This window comes from Oricola nitratireducens (assembly GCF_014904745.1).
Classification (GTDB): domain Bacteria; phylum Pseudomonadota; class Alphaproteobacteria; order Rhizobiales; family Rhizobiaceae; genus Oricola; species Oricola nitratireducens.
Genome location: NZ_JACZCS010000001.1, coordinates 423,207 through 446,617 on the forward strand (window position 1 = coordinate 423,207; position 23,411 = coordinate 446,617).

Sequence of the window (23,411 nt, forward strand, 5' to 3'; positions counted from 1 at the left end):
TCACGCGCGCGGATGGGCGTTCCGGTAGACGTCGAGCAGGCGGGCGGTGTCGACGCCGGTATAGACCTGCGTCGTCGACAGGCTGGCATGGCCGAGCAATTCCTGGATGGTGCGCAGATCGCCGCCGTTTCCGAGCAGGTGGGTGGCGAAGGAATGGCGCAGCGCATGCGGCGTCGCGGTTTCGGGGAGACCGAGCGCGCCGCGCAGCGCCCGCATGTCGCGCTGGAGGACGGCAGCCTGCAGAGGTCCGCCGCGCGCGCCGCGGAAGAGCGGCATATCGGCCGCAAGATCGTAGGGACAGAGGCGGCGGTAGAGATCGACGGCGTCGAAGACGACCGGCAGCAACGGCACAAGCCGTGTCTTGTTGCCCTTGCCGGTGACACGAAGCGCCTTGTCGCGGCGATCCTTCAGCGCGCCGCCGGAAAGCGCCAGCGCCTCGCCGATGCGCAGGCCACAGCCATAGAGCAGTGTCAGGACGGCGGCGTTGCGCGCCGCGATCCACGGCTCTCCGTTCAATTGTTCCGACGCGTCGACGACACGGCGCGCGTCGGCGGCGGTCAGCGGCTTGGGCAGCGATTTCGGCTGGCGCGGCGCGCGCAGGCTGGTCGCCGCCGCCGCATTGGCGAGGCCGTTGCGCTCCAGATGGCGCATGAAGGAGCGGATACCGGCCAGTCCGCGCCCGAGCGTGCGGGCGCCGGCGCCGGCGGCGCGGCGTTTGGTCAGGAAGGCGCGGAAATCGAGCGATTTCAGGTCGGCGACGTCGGCGATGCCGGGCGCGCCGCCGAGATGCGCTGTCAGAAAGGTGAGGAACTGGCGGGTGTCGCGCTCATAGGCTTCCAGCGTCTTCGGCGATAGGCGGCGCTCGCTCGACAATTGTTCCAGCCACGCGCTACGGGCGGCGGCGAGGTCGGGCTTTGCATTGACGAGGGGCGCATCGGTGTCGGGCATGGCGCCATTATCGCCCGGCAATGGTTACCGGGCGATTGCTTGCATTGCCGCGCTTGGCGGAAGACCGAAAAGCCTGTATCGCGGACCATCTTTTTTGGAGTGGCGAATGACAAAACCGGACAATCCGGTCCTGATGGGCGTGATCGGCGCGCCGCATGGCGTGCGCGGCGAGTTGCGCGTGAAGCCCTATACCGGCGATCCGCTGGCGCTTGGCGATTACGGCACGCTCTACGATGCGCAGGGCCGTGCCTTCGACGTGACCGACATAAGGCCGCAGAAGAATGTCGTCGTCGTCAGCTTCGAACAGGTGAAGGGCCGCACCGAAGCCGAGGCGCTGAACGGCGTCGAGCTGTTCGTCGACCGGAGCCAGCTGCCGGACGAGGAGCTGGACGAGGACGAGTTCTTCGTCGCCGATCTGGTCGGCCTCGCCGTCCATGACGAGGCCGGCGAGAAGACCGGAGAGGTGATCGCGGTGCATAATTTCGGCGCTGGCGACCTGCTGGAGATTGCACCGCTGACGCCCGGCGGCGGGCTGGCGCGCAAGCAGGCCTTCTTGGTCGAGTTCTCGCGCGAGACCGTGCCGGCGATCGATTTCGACGCCGGCAGGCTGACGCTGGTCCGCCCGGGCGAGATCGAGGCGCGCGGCCAAGAGGGCGGCGAGGAAGACGAATGAGCTTCAAGGCGACGGTGCTGACGCTTTATCCGGAGATGTTTCCGGGCACGCTCGGGCAGGCGCTCGCCGGCAAGGCGCTGGCGCGTGGCGACTGGGCGCTCGATGCCGTGCAGATCCGCGATTACGCGACCGACAGGCACCGCAGCGTTGACGACACGCCGGCGGGCGGCGGCGCCGGCATGGTGATGCGCGCCGACATCGTCGCCGCGGCGCTCGACGCCAGTGTGGAGGAAGACGATCCGCGTCCGCGCCTCCTGATGAGTCCGCGCGGCAAACCGCTGACGCAGGCCCGTGTCCGCGATCTGGCGGCAGGTCCCGGCGCGGTCATCGTCTGCGGCCGTTTCGAGGGTGTCGACCAGCGCGTCATCGAAGGACGGAACCTCGAGGAGGTCTCGATCGGCGATTACGTGCTGTCGGGCGGTGAACTCGCCGCGCAGGTCGTGCTCGACGCGATTATCCGACTGCTGCCGGGCGTCATGGGTAACGCGGAATCCGGCGAGACGGAGAGCTTCGAGGGCAATCTCCTCGAACATCCGCACTACACCCGCCCCGCTGAATGGGAAGGCCGCACCATCCCCGAGGTGCTGACCTCCGGCAATCACGCGAAGATCGACGAGTGGCGGCGCGAGCAGGCGGAGAAGCTGACGAAGGAGCGGCGGCCGGACTTGCTTGGCGAGTGATCCTTGCTGTCCGGCACGTCACTTCGCGAAGTAATACCAGCTCAGCAATAGCCCGACGGCGATCACCGCCATGCGGACGACGGATTGAGGCACCCTCTTGGCCATCCAGACCCCGGCATAGCCGCCGAGCGCGCCGGCCGGGATCATGATCGCGGCGGGAAGCCAGGCCACAACGCCGCCGCCGGAAAAGACGAGGATTGCCATGGCGGCGATCAGCACGGCGACGAAATTCTTGATCGCGTTCAACCGGTGATAGTCGCCGCCCTTCGAAAGGCCGAGCACCGCCAGCATCATGATGCCCATGCCGGCCCCGAAGAACCCGCCATAGACCGAGGTCGCGAACTGTGCCGCGAGCCCGGCCGGCCCCATCCGGTGATCGGGGCCGAGATGTTTCGGCTTCAGCCACGGCCCGGCGGCGAACAGGACTGTAGCTCCGAGCAGCAGCCACGGCACGATCTGCCGGAAAGTCGGGTTCGACAGCGAAAGCAGGATCAGCGCTCCGCCCAGGCCGCCGACCAGCGAGAGCCCGCCAATCGTCAAGGCCTCCCGCAGGTCGTTGCGGATTTCCTGGCGGTAGGCCAGCGCCGATGTCACATAACCCGGGAACTGGGTCACGGACGAGGTCGCGTTGGCGACGATCGGCGGCAGGCCGACCAGCGTCATCGCGCCAAAGGTGAGGAACGTGCCGCCGCCGGCAATGGCATTGACGGCGCTGGCCAGGAAACCGGCAGCAAACAGCAAAAGGGAATCGAAAAAAGTCATGGGGCCCAACATGTCGGGCCGAACGCCCCGCTACGGGCTAGCCGATCGGACGGTGCGCGCGCAAGAGAGGCGGCGTCGCGGTCTCGCGTGATCGTCCGAAAAATCGGCTTCGGGAGGTGACAAACGCTGCTTTCTCATGTATGCCCGCGCGGAATTCGGGCGAAAAGTCCTGATCTCAACAGCAAATACGATCTCGTGAATACGCTCCGGCCTGATGGCCAGGCATGACGGTCCTTGCACTTTCTGCCCTCTAAGAGCGCTCTGGCGGTTCAAAAGAACAAGAGGAATATCAACATGACGGACATCATCCGCCAGCTCGAAATCGAGCAAGCCGCCAAGATTCTCGAAAAGCGCACCTTCCCGGATTTCTCGCCCGGCGACACCGTCCGCGTCCAGGTCCGCGTCACGGAAGGCAAGCGTACGCGTCTGCAGGCCTATGAGGGCGTCTGCATCGCGCGCTCCGGCGCCGGCTTCAACGAGAACTTCACCGTGCGCAAGCTTTCCTACGGCGAAGGCGTGGAACGCGTGTTCCCGATGTTTTCGCCGATGGTCGAGGCCGTCGAGATCGTCCGCCGCGGCAAGGTCCGGCGCGCGAAGCTCTATTACATGCGCGGCCTGACGGGCAAAAAGGCCCGTATCGTCGAGAATACGAATGCCCGTTCGCGCAAGCTGAACGACGAAGAGCGCCAGAAGATGCTCGACGAGAAGGCGCGTCTGGAGGCCGAGAAGGTCGCCGCGGCGCAGGCACTCGCCGCCGAGAAGGCGGCCGAGGAAGCGGCGGAAGCCGCAAAGGCCGCCGCAGCGGAAGCGCCGGCAGATAACGCATAAAGCTTTTCTGCGTCTCGCAGGGATCGAAAGGCGGGTCTTTGGCCCGCCTTTTTTGCTTATGAATACTCCGATGAGCTGGCGATTACATCGCCTCGGTAAGTGCGCTGCCTCCTGAACTAGGCGCTTCGAAGCGCTGGATAACGGTCACCTCGCTATCGACATAATTTAATGATCGATTTGACGCGCCGAAATAAGTCTCTTCTACCTGACATGCGTGACTCCGCGTCATTTTTGGCGGGGTTGGGTCAGTCGCGTCAGCTTCATCACGGTCTGCTACCGCAGCGGTATTATGAATGCGGTGCGTAGCGGGCCAAAGGCGGTCCAACAATGGAAAATCTTGCGATCATCAAACAGCCAGCCGTCGCCCATGTGGCGTTCGGCTGGTTCAATCTTGCATGGCCCAACATCGCCTTCTGGGTCGCGGTGATCATCCTATTCTTCATCTTCGCCTGGGCCCGCATCCCGTTTTTCATGGAGGCGGATGCCCGGTCCCGCGAGCACCGAGCAGACAAATGAGCATCGACCAAAGGCTTCAGTCCTACCTGAAACGCAATCTGACGCTCGAAGATGCTTTGCCGACGAAAATGCCGGCTTACGTGAATTCGTTTGGCTATTTCTTCGGTACCATAACCTTGGCGGCGCTGGCGATGCTGTTCATGACAGGTATCTGGATGTCGATCTTCGGCCCGGCCTGGCGGCATGAGTCGTCCCTGGGGGCCTTCGTCAACGCTATGCATTTTTGGGCGGTCGAAGTGTTCTACCTCGCCGCTATCCTTCACATCCTGTTCAAGTTCTTTACCGCGGCCTGGCGCGACGGACGCTGGCGGACCTGGCTAGTCGGGTGGTTGATCTTTGCGGCCAGCATCTTTTCGGGAATCAGCGGCACGCTGCTGCAGCAGAACTGGGATTCCCAGTGGAACGCCCAGCAGGGCAAGGACGCCTTCGCCGCGCTCGGTCTCGGCTGGCTCAACTGGAACGACTATGCCAGTTTGCTGACGTTGCATATTGCCGTCTTTGCGCTGATGGTGGCGTTGCTCGCCGCGGCGCATCTCTTCCTGATCCGCCGCGAGGGACCGGTGCGTCCGATCGTCGATGGCGGTCAGGTCCGCATCGAGAATGAGGAGAGTGCGCGATGAGCGCGCTTTCCGACAAATATATGCGCGGCATTCCTATGAAGCCGTACGACATGATCCGCGAAGGACTGTTTATCCTCGCCGGAGTAGCCATTGTCGTCATCCTGCTCTCGGCGGTCTGGGGCTTTCCCCGAATCCCGCCGCTGACGTTGAAGCAGGTCGCCATCACCGCGCCCGTGGCCTTCACCGAGCGTACGCTGTCCTATTTCGACGGGCAGTCCGGGCTGCAGACTTATGGCCCGCCCTATACCGGCGACCGTGAGAATGCCCAGCGGGTCGGGCCGATCTGCCCAGCATGCTGGACGGGCGTTGCGCATCCGACCGACTTCCGTCAGGCGTTGGTGATCAATCCGCTCAAGAGCGCGGCCGTGTTGAACCCGGACATCGCCACCGCGCTTGACAGCTATGACAAGGCCACGCCCGCGCAGCAAAAGGCCTGGACCGACGCCTATGGCGCCGCGCTCGGCAAGGCGACGGCGAAGGATGGCAAGTTGATCCTGGCGACGGGTGACTACGGTCCGGTACCGACGCTGATGAACGGGATGCTGAAGCTCGCCCAGGCCGGCCTGCTGGAAGGGGCGCTGGTCCAGGGCGCGAATCCGAACTACGCTCCCTACAACACCGACTTCACGCTTCCACTCTATTATCTGGGCGGCGACCGGATCATGGGCACCGTCGCCGACCACTTCGACGAGCAGGGCGGCCAATGGGGTATGTCGCATGTCGCAGGACCCTATCCGGGTGCGTGGTGGCTGTGGCCTTACGCTTTCCTCTATCAGATCCCTGCGATCGGCAATGCCGACGCCGCCGACCTGATCGCGGGAATGATCATAGCGGCTTTCGGACTGATCCTGTTCTTCCTGCCGTTCGTGCCCGGGCTGAATCGGTTGCCCTATATCATCCCGGTCTACCGGCTTATCTGGCGTGACTGGTATGCCAAATACCCTTCTGGCGATCCGACGCGGGACCCGGCCAACTCAGGCTTCGATTCAGACCGAGGGCAATTTCCGTCAACTAAACCAGGCTGAGCGGATCACGACGCATAGCAGGTTCTCTTGTCCCGAGCGGATCATGTCTTGATCCGACGGCAAATTTGCTGCCACTCTCGGGAAATGTCCGGCGGGCGGTCTTCGTCGAACAAAAAGGAGGCTTTCATGATTTCGCGACGTTTCGTTCTCGGCGCGTGCGCCACTCTCGTTCTTTCATCCGTTGCCGCATCCGCGCAGGATCTGCCCGATCTCGCCGGCCGCAAGGTGGTGGTGGTCACCGAAAACGCCTATCCGCCGCTGCAGTTCATCGATCCGAAGACCGGCGACCAGATCGGATGGGAATATGACGCGGTGAACGAGATCGCCAAGCGGCTGAATTTCGCCGTTGAGTACCAGAACACCTCCTGGGACGCGATGATCCAGGCCGTATCCGACGGGCAGTACGACATCGGCATGACCGGTATCACCATCAATGACGAACGCAAGCAAAAGGTCGATTTCTCCGATCCCTATATGCGCTCGGAACAATTCATGCTGGTGCGCGGCGACGAAAACCGGTTCACCGACGCGAAGAGTTTCGCCGCCGACGAAAATCTGCTGATTGGCGCGCAGCCGGGCACGACGCCGTTCTATACCGCCGTCTATGACGTGCTGGACGGCAATGAGCAGAATCCGCGCATCAAGCTGTTCGAGACCTTCGGCGCCACCGTGCAGGCGCTGAAGACCGGCGACGTGGACATGGTGCTGACCGACGGCACCGCCGGCAAGGGCTATGTCGCGGCTTCGGACGGCGGCCTGAAACTGATCGGCGATCCGCTCGGCTCGGAGGATTTCGGCTTCATCTTTCCGAAGGGTTCCGATCTCGTCGCGCCGGTTAATGCGGCAATCGCCGCGCTGAAAGCCGACGGAACGATCGACGCGCTGAACAAGAAATGGTTCCTGGACTACAAGTTCGGCGAATAGTTCCGGATGTCACCAATGACCATGCCTCGCGCCGTCGAGACAGCCGGCGGCGCGCGGGAGGGCGGCCTTGGCGTCTGACGGCCGCAACGGCGAGAACGATTTTCCCTGGTGGCTGGTGACGCTCGGTGTCATCGGCGTGACCCTGGCCGTGGTGATCGCGGCGAACGATCTCTACACGCAGGTCTTCGTCACCGTCGCCAAGGGCGTGCGGATCACCATTTTCGTGACGCTTGTCGGTTTCGCGTTCGCCTCGGCGTTCGGCCTGTTGATCGCCTTGATGGGGCTTTCGGGATCGCTGGTCCTGCGCCAGATCTCGCGCTTCTATGTCGAGGTGATCCGTGGCGTGCCGATTCTGGTGCTCTTGTTCTACATCGCCTTCGTCGGCGCGCCCGGCCTCGTCTGGCTGATCAATTTCGTCACCCAGCCGCTGCAGGCGGCGGGCATCATGGGCGAAATGCTGGTACGCGACCTCTCTCTTCTGTGGCGCGCTGTCCTGGCGTTGACCATCGGTTATTCGGCCTTCATCGCGGAGGTATTCCGGGCAGGCATTCTCGCTGTCGACGAGGGCCAGATCGAGGCCGCCGAGGCGCTCGGCCTGAACCGCTGGCAGCGCTTCCGGCTGATCGTCTTTCCGCAGGCGGTCCGCACCATCTTGCCGCCGCTCGGCAACGACTTCGTCGCCATGGTCAAGGATTCCTCGCTGGTCTCGGTTCTCGGCGTCGCCGACATCACCCAGATGGGCAAGGTCTATGCGGCGGGATCCTTCCGCTTCTTTGAAACCTATTCCATCGTCGCCTATATCTACCTTATCCTGACGATCGGGCTTTCGATCGGGCTGCGGCGGCTGGAAAAGCGCATGCGCCGTGCCGAGGAGCGCGGCTGACCGCGCCGCGCGCAGGTCACGCTTTCGCCGCCTTTTGACTATGTGTCGGCGGAACACTATCTGACCGACGACATAACCCGACCGTCCATTTGGAGACCGACATGCGCAAACTCGTCCTGATCGCCCTCGCGCTTTTCATCGCTGCGCCGGCCGCCGCGGGCGACGGCACCAGCAGGGGTGGCGCGCGGCTGAACGCCATTACCTCCGGCCGTCTCTATGACCGCATTCTCACGCCGCAGCTCAATCCGAGCTTTTCGCTGGACCAGCGCGCCGAGGAGCAGCTTTTCGACGACGTTCGCGCCGGGCGCACCAATCTCAATGTCGTGCCTGAAGAGCAGCGCCGCTATTTCGAGTTGCAGATGGACATGGGCCGGTAGAGGCCGGTCGGGAGGCGCGTCGCCAGATTGCCCATGACCGGGAAAGTTGGTAAGAGCGCGCCGTGAGGAAGAATTTCGGACATATGGAATGCGAGGCATTCGTTCTGCAGGACAGAAAACGCCTGCCTTCGCGCTTTCATGCCCGCGTCGCGGTGTCGGCGCTGAACCGACTTCTCTGAGCATCATCCGCTCCCGGCCTTGAGCCGGTTCCGCCAATTTCGACAGCTTATCACGGACACCAGGACAATGACCGCACCCCGTACCCTCTACGACAAGATCTGGGACGACCATATGGTCGACACCGCCGAGGACGGCACATCGCTGCTCTATATCGACCGCCACCTCGTGCACGAGGTGACGAGCCCGCAGGCCTTCGAGGGCCTGCGCATGGCGCACCGGCAGGTGCATGCCCCGCAAAAGACTCTGGCCGTCGTCGATCACAACGTGCCGACGACCCCGGACAGGGTCGAGGGCATCAAGAACGAGGAGAGCCGTATCCAGGTCGAGGCGCTGGCGAAAAACGCCGCCGATTTCGGCGTGGAATACTATTCCGAGAAGGACAAGCGCCAGGGCATCGTGCACATCGTCGGGCCCGAACAGGGTTTCACCCTGCCGGGCATGACCATCGTCTGCGGGGACAGCCACACCTCGACGCATGGCGCCTTCGGCGCGCTGGCGCACGGCATCGGCACGTCGGAGGTCGAGCATGTGCTCGCCACCCAGACGCTGATCCAGAGGAAGGCCAAGAACATGCTCGTCCAGGTGGACGGCAAACTGCCGGACGGCGTGACGGCGAAGGATATCATTCTCGCCATCATCGGTCATATTGGCACGGCGGGCGGCACCGGCTACGTGATCGAATTCGCAGGCGAGGCGATCCGCGCTCTGTCGATGGAAGGCCGCATGACGGTCTGCAACATGACCATCGAGGGCGGAGCGCGCGCCGGCCTGATCGCGCCGGACGAAACGACCTTCGAATATATCAAGGACAAGCCGCGCGCGCCCAAGGGCGAGGCCTGGGACATGGCGCTCGAATACTGGAAGACGCTGAAGAGCGACGAGGGCGCGCATTTCGACAAGGTGGTCACTCTCGACGCCGCCAATTTGCCGCCGATCGTCACCTGGGGTTCCTCGCCGGAGGATGTCGTCTCCATCGAGGGCGTGGTGCCGAACCCGGACGATATCGAGGATGCCAACAAGCGCGCCTCGAAATGGCGTGCGCTGGAATATATGGGCCTGAAACCGGGCACCAGGATGACCGACATCGCGATCGACCGGGTCTTCATCGGCTCCTGCACCAATGGCCGTATCGAGGATTTGCGCGAAGTGGCGAAGATCGTCGAGGGCAAGAAAGTCGCGCCGACCGTCAGCGCCATGATCGTGCCGGGCTCAGGCCTGGTGAAGGAACAGGCCGAGAAGGAAGGCCTCGACAAGATCTTCCTGGAAGCCGGTTTTGAATGGCGCGAGCCGGGCTGTTCGATGTGCCTCGCGATGAACGACGACCGATTGGCGCCGGGCGAACGCTGCGCGTCGACCTCGAACCGCAATTTCGAGGGCCGCCAGGGCTTTAAGGGCCGCACGCATCTGGTCTCGCCGGCGATGGCCGCGGCCGCCGCGATCGCAGGCCACTTTGTGGACGTGCGCAAGCTCTAACATATTGCGATACCAACTGAATCAGCGGCGCCTTCGGGCGCCGTTTTCGGTTCAGCCGGGTACCATGTGGTGCAGCACATATAGCCAGACGGAGACCGTGGCAACGGCGAGCGTCGTCGCCAGCAGGAAGGCCGAGGCCGCGAGGCTGACCGCGCGGTCGTACATCACCGCGAAGACGTAGATGTTCATGCCGGGCGGCATCGCCGCCAACAGCGTCGCGGCGCGCACCATGTCGGGTGGCAGGTCGAAGACGAAATGCGACAGCGTGAACGCGATCAGCGGATGCAGCAGCAGCGACAGTGCCGCCACCATGCCGCTTTCGGCGAGATCGGCGCGCATCCGGTAGCGCGTCATCGCCGCGCCGATGCCGACGAGGGCCACCGGAATGGCCGCCGAAGCGATCATGTCGACTGCCGCCATGACCGGTTCGGGCAGGCTGAAGCCCGACAGGTTGAGCGCCGCGCCGGCGAGGATGCCGATCATCAGCGGATTGACGACGATCGAGCGCCCGGCGACGGCAAATGTCTCGGAAAGTTTGCGGCCGTCGCGGCGCATCAGTTCCATGGTGACGATGCCGACGGCGTAAAGAACCGGCGCGTGGAAGGCGATGATGCCGAAGGCGGGCGTCAGCGGCGCGGTTCCGAAGGAGCGTTCGACAATGGCGACGCCGAGCAGGACCGAATTCGAAAACGTCGCGGAAAAACCGACGGCGACCGCCTCGCCGGGCCTGCGGCTAAAGACCTGGCGCGCCAGGAGAATGCCGACCGCGAAACAGACGAATGCGCCGGTATAAAAACTGACCAGCATCGGCACCGAGAAGGCGCCGTGGAAATCGAGCCGCGCGAGCGCGCGAAACAGCAGTACCGGCACGGCGAGCTTCACCGCGAAACCGTTGAGCGCGTCGGCGATGGAAGCCGGCAGGTAGCCGGACCGCACCGCGCCCCAGCCGGTGGCTATGAGCAGGAAGACCGGTGCGACGGTGACGAGAATGGTGAGCATCACTCCGCTTTAGAGCGGATTTTGCGGTTGCGGAAGTGGATCGGACCGATTCATCGGCTTTCGAGCGTTCGTGCGTGCGCGAGGCCTGTTTCGGGAAAATTACGCGGCGCGGGAAAATCGGCCGGGCGGATTAACCTGAAATCAAACTCGTGCGTCTATCGTCCGCGCCAATGCATCACCGGCATTCTGCCGGGGAACGAAACAAGGTGCGGCGGTGCAAGGGCAATCCCTTTTCCAACTGATCAGTCCATTGATCTTTCTGGTGTTTTCAGTCGGTTTTACCGTCCTGTGGCACTATGCGCGCGATGTTAGAGCGCTGCAGTTCTTCGCGCTGTCATATTTCCTGGGCGCATGCGCCTTCGTGGGGGATTTCCTGCGCCCGCTGATGTCGCCGGTCGTCGAGATCTATGCCACCAGCCCCTTCTATATCAGCATGGCCCTGTTCTTTTGCGGTGCGACATTCCTGTTCTATCGCGGCCGGGCGCCCTGGAAGGCACTCTGGCTGACAGGCGCGGCAATGTTGGCGCTTGTCAGCTGGTATCGCTTCGGCAAGGACGACATCGTCGCCCGCACGGTAGTGATGCATGCCGGTGTCTTCGCGATGATGGTGTATACCGCGTTTTCCCTTCACCGCGACATGACCCGGAGGATCGACCGGGTTCTACAGGCGATCATCGTCATGAGCGCGATACAACTCGTCTGTCGCGGCGCTTTTATCGTATTTTTCGAAGGCCCGTCGCTGACGCAGGCGAATTATCCGAATTCGGTGTTGGCGTTGTTGGTGCATTTTTCGGTTTCGATCGTCGCGCTGGCGCTTGCGTTTAGCCTGTTCGTCATTTTCAGCATGGAAATCGTGACCCGGCTGACCCGGACCAGCGAAACCGATCCGCTGACCGGCGTTCTCAACCGGCGCGGTTTCGACAGCCGTATCGCGGCGCTTTACGAAGGCCCGAGCGTCGAGGGTCACTGCCATGCGGTCGTCATGGCGGACATCGACCATTTCAAATCGGTCAACGACCGCCATGGCCACGATGCCGGCGATGCGATCCTGTCGCGATTCGCCCGCATTCTCCAGGGGGCGGCGCGCGACAGCGATTTCGTCGTGCGCTGGGGCGGCGAGGAATTCATGATCGTTATCACCAATTCCGATGTCGCCGGCGGCCGGCTCTATGCGGAAACGGTGCGCGCGGTGTTCGAATCGCAGCGGCACGAGCGTCTCGGCGGCGACAGCGTCACGGCGAGTTTCGGCATCGCCGAGTGGCGGCAGGGCCAAAAGATATCCGAGGTCGGCCGCCTTGCCGATTTGGCGCTGTACCGCGCCAAGCGGGAAGGCCGGAACCGTGTCTGCATCCATCGGTCGGGCGTTCACGAGCACGGCGACGAATGGGCAGTCGCCTAGCGGCTTGTCCGTTACATTTGCCAAGCGTATCACCGAATCATGACAAAGTTCCGTACCCTGTTTCCGCTTGTTTTTACTGCCGTTCTCGCGGGGTGCGTTGGCCCGGGCTCCCAGGTTTCCACAAGCTCTCCCGTCCGCCAGGCCAGTTACCGGTGTTCCCACGACGCGACGCTGTCGGTCACCCGTTCGGGTTCGAGCGCGAGCGTCGTCGACAGCCGCGGCTTCGAAACGACCATGCCGGCCAGCCCGGCGGGCCAGTCGACGCGCTATTCGGAGGGTATTTACGCGCTGATTCTCGAAGGCCGTGACGCGACATGGTTCGTGTCGGGCGAGGTTCCCCTCGAATGCCGCCGGTGAGCGGTTTCGCTTTCCAAATCAGGCATTTGAAAAAGACCGGTGCAGTTTTTCGGGATCGAGCGACATTCCAATCGATTGAATATCGGGTGCGGTGTTGCATTGCACCCAAATCCCATTAAGGGAAGACGGTGAAGCCGGTGCGATCCTTTGACGCGGCGGTCAAGCCAGCCTATTAACGGGTACGTCCCCGCGACGCATACGCCCGTAATCCAAACGAGGAGCAGCCTGAACGTGAGCGCTTCCAGTCCCGCGAGCAAGACAAACCGGCCGCTGTCGCCGCATCTGCAAATCTACAAGCTGATCCCGACCATGGCCATGTCGATCGTGCACCGAATCACCGGCGCGGCGCTCTATTTCGGCACGTTGCTGGTCGCCTGGTGGCTGATCGCGGCGGCCAGCGGGCCGGGCTATTTCGATTTCGTCAGCGGCTTCTTCGGCTCGTGGTTCGGCATCTTGGTGCTGTTCGGCTACACATGGGCGCTGATCCACCACATGCTGGGCGGATTGCGCCATTTCGTGTGGGACATGGGCTATCTGTTCGAAAAGCACACCGCCACCAGGCTTGCCTACGCGACGATCACGGCCTCGGTCGCGCTGACGCTGGTGATCTGGATCGTCGGCGCCGTCGCGCGCTGAGGCAGGAGGAAGAGATGTCGATTCTGACCCCCTATAAACGCGCCGAGGGCCTCGGTTCGGCCAAGGACGGCACCGAGCATTTCTGGCGCCAGCGCCTGACCGCGGTGGCCAACGTGCCGCTGTTGATCGGTTTCGTGTGGATCATAGCGTCGTGCATCGGCGCCCCCTACGAAGAGGTGCGCGCCACGCTCGGCAATCCGCTGGTCGCGGTGATCCTGCTCCTGACCGTGGTGAGCGGTCTCTACCATGCCAAGCTCGGCATGCAGGTAATCATCGAGGACTATGTGCATGGCGAGGGCGCGAAATTCGCGGCCCTGATCGCCAATGTGTTTTTCACCTTTGTTGTCGGCGCGCTCGCCGTCTTTGCAATCCTGAAACTGGGTTTTGCGGGCTGAGACCAGCGCCGCGAGATCCGGTCCGCATTCCGGGGAACGATACCGATGAACACTGACGCTCCGAAAGCAGGGTCTGCCTACCGCACCGAGGACCACAAGTTCGATGTGGTCGTCGTGGGCGCGGGCGGCGCCGGCCTGCGCGCCACGCTCGGCATGGCCGAACAGGGCTTGCGCACGGCCTGCATCACCAAGGTCTTCCCGACGCGCTCGCATACGGTCGCGGCGCAGGGCGGCATCGCCGCCTCGCTGACCAACATGACGCCCGATTGCTGGCAGTGGCACATGTACGACACGGTGAAGGGCTCCGACTGGCTCGGCGACACCGACGCCATGCAGTATCTCGCCATGGAAGCGCCGAAGGCGGTCTACGAGCTCGAGCATTACGGCGTGCCGTTTTCGCGTACCGAGGACGGCAAGATCTACCAGCGCCCGTTCGGCGGCCACATGCAGAATTACGGCGACGGCCCGCCCGTGCAGCGCACCTGCGCGGCAGCCGACCGCACCGGCCACGCTATCCTGCACACGCTCTACGGCCAGTCGGTCAAGCACAAGGCGCAGTTCTTCATCGAGTATTTCGCGCTCGACCTGATCATGGACGAAGACGGCCGCTGCACCGGCGTCGTCGCTTGGAACCTCGACGACGGCACCATCCACCGCTTCTCGGCGAAGATGGTGGTGCTGGCGACCGGCGGTTACGGCCGCGCCTTTTTCTCCTGCACCTCGGCGCATACCTGCACCGGTGACGGCAACGGCATGATCGCGCGTGCGGGCTTGCCCCTGCAGGACATGGAGTTCGTGCAGTTCCACCCGACCGGCATCTATGGCGCGGGCTGCCTGATCACCGAGGGCGCGCGCGGCGAGGGCGGCTATCTGGTCAATTCCGAGGGCGAGCGCTTCATGGAGCGCTACGCGCCGTCAGCCAAGGACCTCGCGTCGCGCGACGTCGTTTCGCGCTGCATGACGATCGAGATCCGCGAAGGCCGCGGCGTCGGCAAGAACAAGGACCACATCTTCCTGCATCTCGACCATCTCGATCCGGCCGTCCTGGCGGAGCGTCTCCCCGGCATTTCGGAGTCGGCGAAGATCTTCTCCGGCGTCGACGTCACCAAGGAGCCGATCCCGGTACTGCCGACCGTCCACTACAACATGGGCGGCATTCCGACGAATTACTGGGGCGAGGTGCTGAACCCGACCAAGGACAATCCCGATGCCGTCGCTCCCGGCCTGATGGCCGTCGGCGAGGCGGGCTGCGCTTCCGTGCACGGCGCCAACCGGCTCGGCTCCAACTCGCTGATCGACCTCGTGGTCTTCGGCCGAGCCGCGGCGATCCGCGCCGGCGAGGTGATCGACCGCGAAGCGGCGATCCCGGACGTCAACGAGGCCGCCTGCGAAAAGATCATGGACCGCTTCGACCGGCTACGCCACGCCAGCGGCTCGACGCCGACGGCGGTGCTGCGCGAAAAGATGCAGCGCGCCATGCAGGAAGACGCCGCCGTCTTCCGCACACAGGAATCGCTCGAGCAGGGCTGCAAGCGCATCACGGAAATCTGGGGCGAACTCTCCGATCTCAAGGTGACCGACCGGTCGATGATCTGGAACTCCGATCTGGTCGAGACGCTGGAACTGGAAAACCTGATGGCCTGCGCCACGACCACGGTCCATGGCGCCGAAGCGCGCAAGGAAAGCCGCGGTTCGCACGCCCGCGAGGACTATGCGGAAGGCCCGCTGGGCGGCCGCGACGACGAGAACTGGCGCAAGCACACGCTGGCCTGGGTCTCCGAAGACGGCAAGGTCTCGCTCGATTACCGGCCGGTGCACACCGACCTGATCGCCGAGGGCATCGACATCAAGAAGATCGCGCCGAAAGCACGCGTTTACTGAGGACTGCAGGAATGGTTGAACTCGCACTCCCGAAAAACTCCAAGGTCAATGCGGGCAAGGTCTGGCCGAAGCCCGAGGGCGCGACCAATCTGCGCGAATACAAGATCTATCGCTGGAGCCCGGATGACGGGAAGAACCCGTCGATCGACACCTATTACGTCGATGCGGACGATTGCGGCCCGATGGTCCTCGACGGGCTGTTGTGGATCAAGGACAATCTCGATCCGACGCTGACGCTGCGCCGCTCCTGCCGCGAGGGGATTTGCGGTTCCTGCGCGATGAATATCGATGGCACCAACACGCTGGCCTGCACCAAGGGCACCGACGAGATCGACGGCGCGGTCAAGGTCTATCCGCTGCCGCACATGCCGGTGGTCAAGGACCTGGTGCCGGACCTGACGCAGTTCTATGCCCAGCACGCCTCGATCGAACCATGGCTGGAAACCAAGACGCCGGCGCCGGAAAAGGAATGGAAGCAGTCGCACGAAGACCGCGCCAAGCTCGACGGCCTCTATGAGTGCATTCTTTGCGCCTGCTGCTCGACGTCGTGCCCGTCCTACTGGTGGAACGGCGACCGCTATCTCGGCCCCGCCGCGCTGCTGCAGGCCTATCGCTGGCTGATCGACAGCCGCGATGAAGCGACCGGCGACCGGCTCGACAACCTGGAAGACCCGTTCCGGCTCTATCGCTGCCACACCATCATGAACTGCACCCAGGCCTGCCCGAAGGGCCTGAACCCGGCGAAAGCAATCGCCGAAATCAAGAAGATGATGGTCGAACGGCGAGTATAGCGTTACTCGACGTTGGTTATTTGGTGGGCGGTCTAACAAGGTCGTCATCCTCGGGCTTGACCCGAGGACCCATTCCGTGACGCACATTTCCGGTGCGACGATACAGAACGGTCGCCATCCCATCCCGATAAAATCCGCTCCACTCGGGATTCACGGATTTGATCAAGTCGATCTTCCGTCGCCGTCGCCAGCGTTTCAGCGATTGTTCGTGTTGGATTGTGCGGGAGCCCGTCGCTGTACGCCCACCCCTCCCCACTAAGGGGAGGTCGCGGAACTCGCGTGCACCCTTTCCCATCCAAGCCGGCTTCACCTGAAATTGTTGGGCTTGGCTGGTCGGATGAGTGAGTGCGCCAGCAGAGGGCATATTCCGTGCCGTGGATTATGCTAACGCTGATGCTTCTTTCAAGAGATCATGCAAATAGCAGAGACCGAGCTTTGCCACGGCTATTGGAGACGTGTCAGAAAGTGGTTTTCCGAGATGCTCTCTGGGAGGCTGATAGGTGATATTCCCGCGACCGGTTACGCTTTTGAGCGCGATTTCTGATGGCGTTCTTTTTGTTAAGACCGGCTTATTGTCGAGCGGTGTGACCTTTGCTCCCGGAGGTGGTGGGGCCCCCTCAAATGTAGCAGCGGCTTTGGTCGCGTTCTTGACTATTATGTTGAAGGACGGTCCTAGCTCGATGTTCATTTCATTTGAATATCCATCCTTCGTAACGCCAATTTCATGGCGCTCCGGAACGTAAGCGATTGATGTCTCTAGGCCGTGCTCTTCGTCGTCTCTTGCCTGGAATAGATATTGAAGTAGGGCATCCGATTTTCGTTCGGCCTTCTTTGCGCCAAACCATTGTCGAGATTTAGGGTTGCTTTTTGCCCCTTGCTCCAATGATGTGTAGACATTCTTGGCTGATGTCAGAAAGACGTACCAATTGTCGGTGAACGCACGGAAATCGTCTGTTACCGTTAGCTCGGAAAGGGCTTTTTCGGCCACTCTCAGCCGACTTGCTGCTTTATCGAGGGCTTTTTTATTCATGGTGGATACCGATAAGACCACAGACGAAAAAAAGTTCAACGAAACGCCTCCGGCGGATGCTGAAAAAGACGCCGGAGAAGCGCAAGACTAATCGCGAGAAACAGGAAAAGGAATGGCGCCAGTCGCACGAAGACCGCGCCAAGCTCGACGGGCTCTACGAGTGCATCCTGTGCGCCTGCTGCTCGACGTCGTGCCCGTCCTACTGGTGGAACGGCGGCTGATATCTCGGCCCCGCCGCACTGCTGCAGGCCTATCGCTGGCTGATCGACAGCCGCGACGAGGCGACCGGCGAGCGGCTCGACAATCTCGAAAACCCGTTCCGGCTCTATCGCTGCCACACGATCATGAACTGCACCCAGGCCTGCCCGAAGGGCCTGAACCCGGCCAAGGCGATCGCCGAAATCAAGAAGATGATGGTCGAGCGGCGGGTATAGGGCCTAGCGGCAGCCTTCCAGCCAGACGTCGCCGTGATCGAGCGGCGCGCATTGTCCCTCCACGAGACGGGCGATCCGCGACACTCTTTCACGCAACGCCGGATCCTCTCCGCGCAGATCATATTTGCCCGGTGCGATCATGACTGCGACAAGTTCGAGGAACTGTTCGTGGTCGATATTGGCCGGCGATTGCCCGAAAATCGTCTCGGATGCCTCGAAAAATCCTGTCATCCAGCCGTCCGGCCCGCGTCCCATTTCCAGCGTATCGAGCCAAAGCGCCAGGATCTGGCTCTTTTCCAGGCGCGCCTCCAGCCCGAGTGCATAACCGGTTTGCCGGATCTTGCCGACGCCCGGTCGGAAATTCTCGAAGGCCAGCCGCTTGGACGCCGACTGCGAGATCGTGGTGAGACCGGCGCCGGGGCTTCGAAAGTCGACGCCGCGGTGATCGAAAAAGGCCGGGTCCTGCACTTTCAGCAGATCGGCGAGGCGATCTTGTCCAAGGTCGTGTCCGCCGTGCCCGGCGGCGATCAGCCTGTCGGCGCGTTGCCGGAGAGCGTCCGCATCGCCAACCGCGTCGAAATAGCCCTTGCCCCCGTAGACCAGCGCTGCGGCGATTACCAGCACGACGGCGAACGCGACAGCTTTCAGAAAACGTTTCATGCGTCGATCTGATCCCGAAGACGATGTGACGGAATATGCGTTTTTAGCCCCGGATCTATGCGGCGAAGAGTGGTGGAACTTGGGCGGACCATTTTCACTCCGGCATCGTTTTCGTTTTCCCCCGATTTTTGATCGAGCGTGGTGGCGCCTGTCTTCGGCATGGTTGCGGTCCGGTTCTCATGCCACGTATGAGAACGAAGCCTATCGTCTTGTATCGCCGGTACGATTCGATAGGCTCTCGTATCGTGGTAAGTGAAATTCCAGATGAAACAGTGGCTTGCGGATCACCCCAAGGCGAAGCTCATGGCGCGCAAGCGCGTCGCCATCCTTGATGCCGCGCATGCGCAATTCCTGGCAAAGGGCTATGACTCGACCACGATGGAGGCTGTCGCCGCGGCCGCCGGGGTGTCGATCATGACGCTTTACCGCCATGCCGACGACAAAGCGGACTTGTTTCGCGCGGTGGTCGGCCGCGCCGCGGCCGCCGCTGCCGAGACGGCCCGGAACGATGCCGCCGCCTGGTTTGTGTTGCCCTTCGAGGCTGCGCTGCACGCCTTCGCCCTGCGGCACCTCACGCGGCTTCGGAGCGCCGAAACGATCGCGCTGCTGCGCGCGGTCATGACAGAGACGAAACGCTTCCCGGATATCGCCGGGATGGTCTGGAATGGCCTCGTTACCACGCAGGAGACCCTGCTCTTTGGCTTTCTGTCGTATTGCGAGGAAACCCGCCCTCTCGACGCGGGCGAACGCCGCAGGCTCGCCTCGATCTTTCTGGACCGTATCGCCGGAGCGGACATGCCGCGCGTCCTGCTCGGCCTTTCCGGCGAGACATTGGAGGAACGCGAGGCGCGCATACGCGCCGCGATCCGCACGATAATGGCCGCGCTTCCGCCCTATTCGCCCTGCGCCCGCATCGCGTAATGCCTTCTCAAGTACTGCCTTGGGTCCTTTGTCGTGAAGATGGATAGATCGCGCGCGTTTTTTAACGCCCGGGACGAAAAGGCGAGCCGAACCCGGCGGTTCCACGGTCATCGGCGCTTTCCCGGTCCCCGGCTTTTCCACCTTTTCCCAACCGCCAGTACCCTGTTTGCGCACAGGGGCCTGCCGGCGATGGGTATCGGACAGCGGCCTGCCGCTCACGAAGGAAAAGGCGAGGGGCGTAACGGTGGGACAAACAGCGGGCATGAACTGGGAACGGGTGATCGAACGCAACCGCGCGGCGCTTTCGCGCATCGTCGCGATGCTGTTCGCCATGGCCGGTCTGGCCGAGGGCGAAACAGTGGCCACCCTACCGCGCCATCTGCGCAATGCCGTCCTGCGCATCCTGCGCCCGGCCGAGGCCGCCGTCCGGCGGCTTGTGATGATCGCCGCACGCGATGTTGTGGTGGTTGTGAAACCGCGCCGGCCCGCCACCACAACATCCACCACAACAACAACCAACACCACAGGCAAAACTGATGCCACCATCCCGGCGCTCCCGCTCATCGATCCCCGGAAGCGTTTCGATGTCCGCCCGCGGAGACGCCGCGCCCGGTCCTTCCCGCGCATCAGCGTCATTGGCGTTTCCGAACCGCGCCCGATCCCCGACGACTGGTTACCCTCGCCCGACGACGAGATCGACGCCGCACGGGTCGGCCGCCGGTTGCACACGCTGAAGCGCGCGCTCGACGATCTCGACAGCCAGGCGAAACGCCTCGCGCGCTGGAAAGCGAAGCGCGATCTCGGTTTCAATCGCTCCAAATATTTCTCGCCAATGCGCCCCGGTTATCCGCCGGGGCGCCGCAAGCGGGCCTTTCACGAAGTCGACGATGTCCTGCGCGAATGCCACGCGTTGGCGCTGGATCTGGAGCGGCTGGATACATCGTGAGCCGTCGGGGACACGGCAGCGAGGCGTTTCAGGCCGGGGCAGGGAAGCCCGCGGCGGCGTTGGCGCGCGCGCTTGACGCTAATCAAACCGCCATCCGCCAATCCGCCGTAGGACAAGCCGAAACAGCAAAGGGAATACCGATGGCCGAGACCGACTGGATTGCATTCACCGACCAGACCAACAAGCGCATGGCGGAATTGCGCAAGGCGATGCCGGAGCCCTCGAAAGGCTTCGGTCAGCTGGCGCAAGCGGCGATCGCGCCCGGCGCGCTCGATTCCAGGACCAAGGAACTGATGGCGCTCGCCATCGGGATCACGGCACGCTGCGACGGCTGCCTCGCCTTCCATGCCAAGGCGGCGAAGAAACATGGTGCGACGCGCGAGGAGGTGATCGATACCATCGCGGTGGCGCTCTATATGGGCGGCGGACCGTCGATGATCTACGGGGCCGAGGCGCTCAGCGTGTTCGACGCGCTGCCGGACTGAAACAGGCCTGTGCCTGACGGGCTCAGGCGGCGGCCTGGCGCTTGCGCAGCGCGGCGGCGATGCGTTCCTCGGCGATCGTCCGGGCGACTTCGCCTGTCGTCGCGCCGGTTTCCTCCGCGCGGTCGAAAATGCGGGTGAGCGTGACCGGGATCTCGCGGACCTTCGCGAAGGCTGCGTCGCGGTCGTAGCCGCCGGGCGCGAGTTCGGCGGCGACGTTGATCAGCCCGCCGGCATTGATCAGGTAGTCGGGCGCATAGAGAATGCCGCGGCTCTTGAGGCGCTTGGCGTCTTGCGGCCGCGCCAGCTGGTTGTTCGCCGATCCGGCGACGACGGTTGCCTTCAGGCCGGGGATTGTCTGTTCCGACAGGACGCCGCCGAGCGCGCAGGGCGCGAAGACATCGGCATCGGCGGTCAGGATCGCGTCCGGAGCGGTCTTGCGGGCGCCGAATTCGGTCACCGCGGCTTCGACGCGCCTGGTGTCGATATCGGTCACGACGAGTTTCGCCCCGGCAGCATGGAGCTTCTCGCACAGCGACCAGCCGACCGCGCCGAGGCCCTGAACGGCGATGCGCAGGCCGTCGAGCGTATCCGAGCCGAACCGGCGTTGCACTGCGGTCTTGAGGCCGAGAAAGACGCCTTCGGCGGTGATCGGCGAGGGGTTGCCGCTGCCGCCGATGGAGGTGCCGGTGACGTTCGGCGTGCGGGCGCGCAGGAAGTCCGCGTCGTCGAGGGTCATCCCGACGTCTTCCGCGGTGATGAAGCTCTCCGTCAGCGTTGCCAGCATCTCCGTATAGGCTTCCAGCATCTGCGGGGTCTTGCCGGTGCGCGGATCGGCGACGATCACAGCCTTGCCGCCGCCAAGCGGCAGTTCGGAGATGGCCGCTTTCAGCGTCATGCCGTGCGACAGGCGAAGCACGTCGGTGAGCGCGTCCCCGCGCGTCGGGAAGGGCCAGATCCGGGTACCGCCGAGCGCGGGGCCGAGAACCGTCGAGTGGATCGCGACAATGGCGGTCAGGCCGCGTTGCCGGTCTTCTCCGAGCACGATGCGCTCATGAGCCGCAAAATCGGCCAGATTGCGGGCCTCGTCCGTGATGTCGCGGATAGAAAGTGACGCGGAAGGGACCGCTTCAACGGTTTTACGAATGCGCTCGGGCATGGCGGCGTCTCCTCACGAAATGTGGAGAAATGATACCGCCAAAGCCGAGACATATGGTTGTTATCTCGGGTGCCTGCGCGTCAGATTCCGCATTTTCCAGGCCGCTGCGCCGAAACAAAATTGCCCCGAGGCGTTTTCGCCGGTCAGACCAGTTTCGCGTCCAGCGTAATCGTTATGGCGGCCAGCGCCCCGGAAACGGGACATTCGGCCTTCGCCTTGTTGGCCAGTTCCTCGAACTTCGCCGAATCGATACCGGGCACGGTCGCTTCGAGCACCAGTGCCGAGCCCTTGATGCCTTCGCCGGGTTTGACCTCGACGGTCGCGGTCGCCTTCAACTCGTCGGCGGGCGTGCCGTTCTCGGCCAGGAAGTGGGAAAGCTGCATGGCGAAGCAGCCGGCATGGGCCGCGGCGATCAGCTCCTCGGGATTCGTGCCCGAGGTTCCGTCCTCGTCCTCGAAGCGGCTGCGGAAATCGTAGCGCTTTTCCTTCAGGACGCCGCTTTGCGTCGAGACGTTGCCGCGCCCGTTCTGCAGGTCGCCGGTCCAGATTGCGGTTGCGTGCCTTTTCATGATTGTCCTCCATGCCGGGCTGTTCGCTCGCCCACGCGCAATACCTGCGGCGCGGAATTTCCAAATCAAGGGGATCGGTCGAGAGTCGTTCCTCACGCAACCGTGTTCAAAACTGATTGGGCTCGCGCGGCGGCTTGTGGTTTCAAATGACGGTACGCTCCAGAAAAGGATCCGTCATGACCCGCCTGAAACCAGCTGCCCTCGCGTCCGTCCTCCTTGCAGCCTCGCTTGTGCCGCTTCCCGCGGATGCCGAGACAAAGTCCCTTGTTGTCGCCGGCGGCTGTTTCTGGTGCGTCGAGAGCGATTTCGACCATGTCGACGGCGTCGTCGCCACGACCTCGGGCTACGCCGGCGGCGAGATGCAGAACCCGACCTACCGAAATCACGGAAATCACCGCGAAGTCGTCAAAGTTGACTACGACGACACCAGGACCGATTACCGCACCCTGGTGACGACGTTTCTGCGCACGATCGACCCGACCGACCCCGGCGGCCAGTTCTGCGACCGCGGCCACAGCTACACCACCGCCATCCACGCCGCCAATGGCGAGGAAGCGGCAATCGCCCGCGAGGCGGTCGCGGACGCCGAAAGGCAACTGGGCCAAAAAGTCGTTACGGAAGTGGAAGGACCTGCGACTTTCTGGAAAGCGGAGGACTATCACCAGAACTATTACAAGAGCCAGGTCCGGCAGTTGACGCGTTTCGGCTATGTAACGCGGGCAAGCGCCTACAAGGGGTACCGGAAAGGCTGCGGCCGCGATCAGCGGGTTCACGAGGTTTGGGGCGACCAGGCCTACAAGGGTGTGCACAAGGCCGGCATGTAAGAACCTGCTCTTGACGTAAAGGCCTATTAATACTTTGAA

General features: G+C 63.1%; 27 protein-coding genes and 1 pseudogene. 21 read left to right on the top strand and 7 right to left on the bottom strand.

Annotation, left to right across the window (positions count from 1 at the left end):
• Positions 1-948, bottom strand: a complete 948-nt coding sequence (locus IG169_RS02085) for a tyrosine recombinase XerC (RefSeq protein WP_193174474.1) — start codon at positions 946-948, stop codon at positions 1-3.
• Positions 949-1,054: 106 nt separating this feature from the next.
• On the opposite strand from IG169_RS02085, the gene rimM reads away from it, so the two are divergent.
• Both rimM and trmD read left to right on the top strand, forming a co-directional pair.
• Positions 1,055-1,621 carry a ribosome maturation factor RimM gene (gene rimM, locus IG169_RS02090; protein ID WP_193174475.1) on the top strand — a complete coding sequence of 189 codons (567 nt, stop codon included), beginning with the start codon at positions 1,055-1,057 and terminating at the stop codon, positions 1,619-1,621.
• The gene (trmD, locus tag IG169_RS02095; RefSeq protein WP_193174476.1) at positions 1,618-2,301 is read left to right on the top strand and encodes a tRNA (guanosine(37)-N1)-methyltransferase TrmD; all 684 of its coding nucleotides are present in this window, start codon (positions 1,618-1,620) and stop codon (positions 2,299-2,301) included. Before rimM ends, trmD begins: the two co-directional genes overlap by 4 nt.
• 18 nt (positions 2,302-2,319) lie before the next feature.
• Here trmD and IG169_RS02100 read toward each other — a convergent pair whose 3' ends face one another.
• Positions 2,320-3,063, bottom strand: a complete 744-nt coding sequence (locus tag IG169_RS02100) for a sulfite exporter TauE/SafE family protein (RefSeq protein WP_193174477.1) — start codon at positions 3,061-3,063, stop codon at positions 2,320-2,322.
• A 294-nt stretch (positions 3,064-3,357) separates the two neighbouring features.
• On the opposite strand from IG169_RS02100, the gene rplS reads away from it, so the two are divergent.
• The 8 genes from rplS (at position 3,358) to leuC (ending at position 9,889) form a co-directional block, all read left to right on the top strand.
• Positions 3,358-3,891, top strand: a complete 534-nt coding sequence (gene rplS, locus IG169_RS02105; RefSeq protein WP_193174478.1) for a 50S ribosomal protein L19 — start codon at positions 3,358-3,360, stop codon at positions 3,889-3,891.
• A 327-nt stretch (positions 3,892-4,218) separates the two neighbouring features.
• Positions 4,219-4,407, top strand: a complete 189-nt coding sequence (locus IG169_RS02110; protein ID WP_193174479.1) for a hypothetical protein — start codon at positions 4,219-4,221, stop codon at positions 4,405-4,407.
• Positions 4,404-5,027 carry a cytochrome b N-terminal domain-containing protein gene (locus IG169_RS02115; protein WP_193174480.1) on the top strand — a complete coding sequence of 208 codons (624 nt, stop codon included), beginning with the start codon at positions 4,404-4,406 and terminating at the stop codon, positions 5,025-5,027. The genes IG169_RS02110 and IG169_RS02115 overlap by 4 nt, the downstream gene beginning before the upstream one ends.
• Positions 5,024-6,052, top strand: a complete 1,029-nt coding sequence (locus IG169_RS02120; protein WP_193174481.1) for a hypothetical protein — start codon at positions 5,024-5,026, stop codon at positions 6,050-6,052. The genes IG169_RS02115 and IG169_RS02120 overlap by 4 nt, the downstream gene beginning before the upstream one ends.
• Before the next feature lie 126 nt (positions 6,053-6,178).
• The gene (locus IG169_RS02125; RefSeq protein WP_193174482.1) at positions 6,179-6,976 is read left to right on the top strand and encodes a basic amino acid ABC transporter substrate-binding protein; all 798 of its coding nucleotides are present in this window, start codon (positions 6,179-6,181) and stop codon (positions 6,974-6,976) included.
• 67 nt (positions 6,977-7,043) lie between these two features.
• Positions 7,044-7,859, top strand: a complete 816-nt coding sequence (locus tag IG169_RS02130) for an amino acid ABC transporter permease (RefSeq protein ID WP_193174483.1) — start codon at positions 7,044-7,046, stop codon at positions 7,857-7,859.
• Positions 7,860-7,960: 101 nt separating this feature from the next.
• A complete protein-coding gene (locus tag IG169_RS02135; RefSeq protein WP_193174484.1) occupies positions 7,961-8,236 on the top strand; it encodes a hypothetical protein in 276 nt (91 codons plus the stop codon).
• 246 nt (positions 8,237-8,482) lie between these two features.
• Positions 8,483-9,889, top strand: a complete 1,407-nt coding sequence (gene leuC / locus IG169_RS02140; protein ID WP_193174485.1) for a 3-isopropylmalate dehydratase large subunit — start codon at positions 8,483-8,485, stop codon at positions 9,887-9,889.
• Positions 9,890-9,940: 51 nt separating this feature from the next.
• On the opposite strand, the gene IG169_RS02145 is transcribed toward leuC, so the two are convergent.
• Positions 9,941-10,888: an AEC family transporter gene (locus IG169_RS02145; RefSeq protein WP_193174486.1), complete on the bottom strand. Its 948-nt coding sequence runs from the start codon at positions 10,886-10,888 to the stop codon at positions 9,941-9,943.
• 262 nt (positions 10,889-11,150) lie between these two features.
• Here IG169_RS02145 and IG169_RS24310 point away from each other — a divergent pair, with 262 nt between their 5' ends.
• The 6 genes from IG169_RS24310 to IG169_RS02170 all read left to right on the top strand — a co-directional run bounded on the left by IG169_RS24310 (position 11,151) and on the right by IG169_RS02170 (position 16,347).
• The gene (locus IG169_RS24310; RefSeq protein ID WP_193174487.1) at positions 11,151-12,287 is read left to right on the top strand and encodes a diguanylate cyclase domain-containing protein; all 1,137 of its coding nucleotides are present in this window, start codon (positions 11,151-11,153) and stop codon (positions 12,285-12,287) included.
• Positions 12,288-12,521: 234 nt separating this feature from the next.
• Positions 12,522-12,644, top strand: a complete 123-nt coding sequence (locus IG169_RS24180) for a hypothetical protein (RefSeq protein WP_281435886.1) — start codon at positions 12,522-12,524, stop codon at positions 12,642-12,644.
• Positions 12,645-12,875: 231 nt separating this feature from the next.
• Positions 12,876-13,280, top strand: a complete 405-nt coding sequence (gene sdhC, locus IG169_RS02155) for a succinate dehydrogenase, cytochrome b556 subunit (RefSeq protein WP_193174488.1) — start codon at positions 12,876-12,878, stop codon at positions 13,278-13,280.
• A 14-nt stretch (positions 13,281-13,294) separates the two neighbouring features.
• On the top strand, positions 13,295-13,675 hold the full coding sequence (gene sdhD, locus IG169_RS02160) for a succinate dehydrogenase, hydrophobic membrane anchor protein (RefSeq protein WP_193174489.1): 381 nt from the start codon (positions 13,295-13,297) through the stop codon (positions 13,673-13,675).
• 45 nt (positions 13,676-13,720) lie between these two features.
• A complete protein-coding gene (gene sdhA, locus IG169_RS02165; protein ID WP_193174490.1) occupies positions 13,721-15,556 on the top strand; it encodes a succinate dehydrogenase flavoprotein subunit in 1,836 nt (611 codons plus the stop codon).
• An 11-nt stretch (positions 15,557-15,567) separates the two neighbouring features.
• Positions 15,568-16,347: a succinate dehydrogenase iron-sulfur subunit gene (locus IG169_RS02170; RefSeq protein ID WP_193174491.1), complete on the top strand. Its 780-nt coding sequence runs from the start codon at positions 15,568-15,570 to the stop codon at positions 16,345-16,347.
• 379 nt (positions 16,348-16,726) lie between these two features.
• On the opposite strand, the gene IG169_RS02175 is transcribed toward IG169_RS02170, so the two are convergent.
• The gene (locus tag IG169_RS02175) at positions 16,727-17,377 is read right to left on the bottom strand and encodes a hypothetical protein (protein ID WP_193174492.1); all 651 of its coding nucleotides are present in this window, start codon (positions 17,375-17,377) and stop codon (positions 16,727-16,729) included.
• 104 nt (positions 17,378-17,481) lie between these two features.
• On the opposite strand from IG169_RS02175, the pseudogene IG169_RS02180 reads away from it, so the two are divergent.
• A pseudogene (locus IG169_RS02180) lies at positions 17,482-17,811 on the top strand (4Fe-4S dicluster domain-containing protein); the annotation flags it as partial.
• Between the two features lie 3 nt (positions 17,812-17,814).
• Here IG169_RS02180 and IG169_RS02185 read toward each other — a convergent pair.
• Positions 17,815-18,471 (bottom strand): transglycosylase domain-containing protein, encoded by a 657-nt coding sequence (locus tag IG169_RS02185; RefSeq protein WP_193174493.1) that lies wholly within the window; start codon positions 18,469-18,471, stop codon positions 17,815-17,817.
• Between the two features lie 264 nt (positions 18,472-18,735).
• On the opposite strand from IG169_RS02185, the gene IG169_RS02190 reads away from it, so the two are divergent.
• The 3 genes from IG169_RS02190 (at position 18,736) to IG169_RS02200 (ending at position 20,823) form a co-directional block, all read left to right on the top strand.
• Positions 18,736-19,392: a TetR/AcrR family transcriptional regulator gene (locus IG169_RS02190; protein WP_193174494.1), complete on the top strand. Its 657-nt coding sequence runs from the start codon at positions 18,736-18,738 to the stop codon at positions 19,390-19,392.
• A 262-nt stretch (positions 19,393-19,654) separates the two neighbouring features.
• Positions 19,655-20,338, top strand: a complete 684-nt coding sequence (locus IG169_RS02195) for a hypothetical protein (RefSeq protein WP_193174495.1) — start codon at positions 19,655-19,657, stop codon at positions 20,336-20,338.
• A 140-nt stretch (positions 20,339-20,478) separates the two neighbouring features.
• Positions 20,479-20,823 carry a carboxymuconolactone decarboxylase family protein gene (locus tag IG169_RS02200; RefSeq protein WP_193174496.1) on the top strand — a complete coding sequence of 115 codons (345 nt, stop codon included), beginning with the start codon at positions 20,479-20,481 and terminating at the stop codon, positions 20,821-20,823.
• Between the two features lie 22 nt (positions 20,824-20,845).
• Here IG169_RS02200 and IG169_RS02205 read toward each other — a convergent pair whose 3' ends face one another.
• Both IG169_RS02205 and IG169_RS02210 read right to left on the bottom strand, forming a co-directional pair.
• Positions 20,846-21,979 (bottom strand): Leu/Phe/Val dehydrogenase, encoded by a 1,134-nt coding sequence (locus IG169_RS02205; RefSeq protein WP_193174497.1) that lies wholly within the window; start codon positions 21,977-21,979, stop codon positions 20,846-20,848.
• A gap of 143 nt (positions 21,980-22,122) precedes the next feature.
• The gene (locus IG169_RS02210; protein ID WP_193174498.1) at positions 22,123-22,548 is read right to left on the bottom strand and encodes an OsmC family protein; all 426 of its coding nucleotides are present in this window, start codon (positions 22,546-22,548) and stop codon (positions 22,123-22,125) included.
• A 176-nt stretch (positions 22,549-22,724) separates the two neighbouring features.
• Between IG169_RS02210 and msrA the strand changes: the two genes are divergently transcribed.
• Positions 22,725-23,372: a peptide-methionine (S)-S-oxide reductase MsrA gene (gene msrA / locus IG169_RS02215; RefSeq protein WP_193174499.1), complete on the top strand. Its 648-nt coding sequence runs from the start codon at positions 22,725-22,727 to the stop codon at positions 23,370-23,372.
• The last annotated feature ends 39 nt before the right edge of the window (positions 23,373-23,411 follow it).

What these genes read in the sequence shown, in the direction of transcription:
- IG169_RS02185 (WP_193174493.1), bottom strand. Translation starts at nt 18,471, where the DNA reads ATGAAACGTTTTCTGAAAGCTGTCGCGTTCGCCGTCGTGCTGGTAATC.
- msrA (WP_193174499.1), top strand. Translation starts at nt 22,725, where the DNA reads ATGACCCGCCTGAAACCAGCTGCCCTCGCGTCCGTCCTCCTTGCAGCC.
- IG169_RS02210 (WP_193174498.1), bottom strand. Translation starts at nt 22,548, where the DNA reads ATGAAAAGGCACGCAACCGCAATCTGGACCGGCGACCTGCAGAACGGG.
- IG169_RS02190 (WP_193174494.1), top strand. Translation starts at nt 18,736, where the DNA reads ATGAAACAGTGGCTTGCGGATCACCCCAAGGCGAAGCTCATGGCGCGC.
- IG169_RS02145 (WP_193174486.1), bottom strand. Translation starts at nt 10,888, where the DNA reads ATGCTCACCATTCTCGTCACCGTCGCACCGGTCTTCCTGCTCATAGCC.
- IG169_RS02135 (WP_193174484.1), top strand. Translation starts at nt 7,961, where the DNA reads ATGCGCAAACTCGTCCTGATCGCCCTCGCGCTTTTCATCGCTGCGCCG.
- leuC (WP_193174485.1), top strand. Translation starts at nt 8,483, where the DNA reads ATGACCGCACCCCGTACCCTCTACGACAAGATCTGGGACGACCATATG.
- IG169_RS24180 (WP_281435886.1), top strand. Translation starts at nt 12,522, where the DNA reads ATGCCGGCCAGCCCGGCGGGCCAGTCGACGCGCTATTCGGAGGGTATT.
- IG169_RS02115 (WP_193174480.1), top strand. Translation starts at nt 4,404, where the DNA reads ATGAGCATCGACCAAAGGCTTCAGTCCTACCTGAAACGCAATCTGACG.
- IG169_RS02195 (WP_193174495.1), top strand. Translation starts at nt 19,655, where the DNA reads ATGAACTGGGAACGGGTGATCGAACGCAACCGCGCGGCGCTTTCGCGC.
- sdhD (WP_193174489.1), top strand. Translation starts at nt 13,295, where the DNA reads ATGTCGATTCTGACCCCCTATAAACGCGCCGAGGGCCTCGGTTCGGCC.
- rplS (WP_193174478.1), top strand. Translation starts at nt 3,358, where the DNA reads ATGACGGACATCATCCGCCAGCTCGAAATCGAGCAAGCCGCCAAGATT.
- IG169_RS02085 (WP_193174474.1), bottom strand. Translation starts at nt 948, where the DNA reads ATGCCCGACACCGATGCGCCCCTCGTCAATGCAAAGCCCGACCTCGCC.
- IG169_RS02110 (WP_193174479.1), top strand. Translation starts at nt 4,219, where the DNA reads ATGGAAAATCTTGCGATCATCAAACAGCCAGCCGTCGCCCATGTGGCG.
- sdhA (WP_193174490.1), top strand. Translation starts at nt 13,721, where the DNA reads ATGAACACTGACGCTCCGAAAGCAGGGTCTGCCTACCGCACCGAGGAC.
- IG169_RS02125 (WP_193174482.1), top strand. Translation starts at nt 6,179, where the DNA reads ATGATTTCGCGACGTTTCGTTCTCGGCGCGTGCGCCACTCTCGTTCTT.
- IG169_RS02120 (WP_193174481.1), top strand. Translation starts at nt 5,024, where the DNA reads ATGAGCGCGCTTTCCGACAAATATATGCGCGGCATTCCTATGAAGCCG.
- IG169_RS02170 (WP_193174491.1), top strand. Translation starts at nt 15,568, where the DNA reads ATGGTTGAACTCGCACTCCCGAAAAACTCCAAGGTCAATGCGGGCAAG.
- IG169_RS02175 (WP_193174492.1), bottom strand. Translation starts at nt 17,377, where the DNA reads ATGAATAAAAAAGCCCTCGATAAAGCAGCAAGTCGGCTGAGAGTGGCC.
- trmD (WP_193174476.1), top strand. Translation starts at nt 1,618, where the DNA reads ATGAGCTTCAAGGCGACGGTGCTGACGCTTTATCCGGAGATGTTTCCG.
- rimM (WP_193174475.1), top strand. Translation starts at nt 1,055, where the DNA reads ATGACAAAACCGGACAATCCGGTCCTGATGGGCGTGATCGGCGCGCCG.
- IG169_RS02205 (WP_193174497.1), bottom strand. Translation starts at nt 21,979, where the DNA reads ATGCCCGAGCGCATTCGTAAAACCGTTGAAGCGGTCCCTTCCGCGTCA.
- IG169_RS02200 (WP_193174496.1), top strand. Translation starts at nt 20,479, where the DNA reads ATGGCCGAGACCGACTGGATTGCATTCACCGACCAGACCAACAAGCGC.
- IG169_RS02100 (WP_193174477.1), bottom strand. Translation starts at nt 3,063, where the DNA reads ATGACTTTTTTCGATTCCCTTTTGCTGTTTGCTGCCGGTTTCCTGGCC.